At 57.2% G+C, this 1,838-nt stretch carries 2 protein-coding genes; both read right to left on the reverse strand.

Going from position 1 to position 1,838, the window contains the following annotated elements; genetic code table 11:
* Positions 1-130 precede the first annotated feature (130 nt).
* A complete protein-coding gene (locus ACGYKA_RS19965; RefSeq protein WP_088636303.1) occupies positions 131-400 on the reverse strand; it encodes a hypothetical protein in 270 nt (89 codons plus the stop codon).
* Between the two features lie 15 nt (positions 401-415).
* Positions 416-1,762: an ISNCY family transposase gene (locus tag ACGYKA_RS19970; RefSeq protein WP_280323098.1), complete on the reverse strand. Its 1,347-nt coding sequence runs from the start codon at positions 1,760-1,762 to the stop codon at positions 416-418.
* Positions 1,763-1,838: the final 76 nt, after the last annotated feature.

Raw genomic sequence — 1,838 nt, forward strand, 5'->3', positions numbered from 1 at the left:
TGTAAACACCATTCAGAAATGTCACTGGGTTTGCAAAGCAGGAATGTCACTACTGGGCGCGACGGTAGCAAGGCTTTGCAGCCCGGAGACCCCACATATCGAAGGGCCGAAAAGCCTTGCGGGGATTGGCTTAGAGACCCAGCTTCCGTTGTTCGGTCTGATTGTAGAATGCTCTGACGCCGTCTTCGCGCACGATCTTTTCAAAGGCACGCCACGCAAGGACATCACCAAAGAAGGGCGGATTGTCTGAAATCGTCAACGTGCCGAATTGGTTCTCAACTGACAGGATCCAGCCGGGATCGATGCTGGTCTTGTAAATCTCGACGTCAAAGTGATGCCCGTCGATGGTGACGGTCTGGGTGTATTCGGAAAAGATGATCTCTGGCTCGTCCTCAGTCATACCGTCGATTTTGGCCTATTCCGCCGCCTGCGCAATCTTCTTCTTGGCTTTCGATCCTGAGGGCCTGCCAGGACGCCGCCCATTCGGTTTATAACCCATCTTCTCGGAATTTGTCCGCACCTTCGGCTTTGGCGGCGCGGCGTCCTGCATCTCCTTGATGTGTTCCAGAACTGCGCTCAGGTTTTTGTTGCTGGTGATTGCCGCATGGGTGACGCGCTGATCCATGTCGAAGACTGTGTAGGGCAGGGAGCGGCCTTTGGAGCGCACCTCGAACCGGCCATCAACAAAGGCGTAGGTGTCCACGTATTTGCCAACCAGCCCGCGCGTGATGTCACTCTCTTCGAGCATGATCCGCTTGCGGTCGTAGGAGAACGTTAACTGCCTGCCGACATAGCGGTTCTCGCGCCAGCACAGCACATCTGCCAGCCGATCCGGTTCGACATTGAGCGCGCGATGCAGGTTGTCCGACCTGGCCGGGGCCTTGGCGAACCTGGCGTTGTGGCGGTCTTTGAAGCCTTGCAAATAGGCGTTTCCAGCTTCCATGTCTGAAATGCCCGCGATGCGCAGTTCCTTGACCAGCCGATCCTGCAACGTGCGGTTGGCGCGTTCGACACGGCCTTTGGCCTGGCTCGAATTGGCGCAGAGAATCTCGATGTTCAGCTCACTCAGCGCCCGACCAAACTGGGTGATCCGCGCACCACCCTTGGCGTCCTCTTTGGAGACACGGAACACCGTGTGCTTGTCAGAATAGAACGCGACCGGGCGACCGTGTTTGTGCAGATAGCTTTCCAAAGCTTCAAAGTAGCTGAACGTGCTCTCTGTCTTCACAAACCGCAGTTCCATGAGCGTGCTGGTCGCGTCATCGATGAACACAAGCAGGGTGCAAGGTGGTGCGCGGTCTTCAAACCAGCGATGGTCCGAGCCGTCGATCTGGATCAGCTCACCGAAGCATTCCCGGCGCAGGCGAGGTTGATGAAACTGGCGGCGCTGCTTGCGAGACAGCCAGATGCCATCTTCAACCATCCACTTGCGCACCGTCTCACGCGAGACCTTTAACCCATGATGTTCGGCCAACATCTCAGCCGCAAGCGTCGGCCCGAAGTCCGGATAATGTTCCTTGATGACGGTCAGCGCATAATCGCGTTTGGCTGAGTGGATTTGGTTGTTCGGCGCGCGCCCACGCGACTTGTGCCGGATCGCAGATGCACCGTCCTGGCGATACCGCTTCAAAAGCCGAAACACTTGCCGCCGTGTCAGGTCCAGCATGTTCGCCGCGTTGTCGACGCTCAGCCGCGCATCATCGACCTGCGCCAAAACCTCAACCCGGTTCAACTCGCGCTCGCTCATCGTCACCCATCCCATGTCCACTAATCCTCGCTACCGTATGCAAGGAGAGTGACACTTCTGCTTTGCCGATGGGTGACATTACTGCTTTGCG

Origin of the sequence: Sulfitobacter sp. 1A15106, from assembly GCF_043556995.1 — a bacterium.
GTDB lineage: Bacteria > Pseudomonadota > Alphaproteobacteria > Rhodobacterales > Rhodobacteraceae > Sulfitobacter > Sulfitobacter faviae.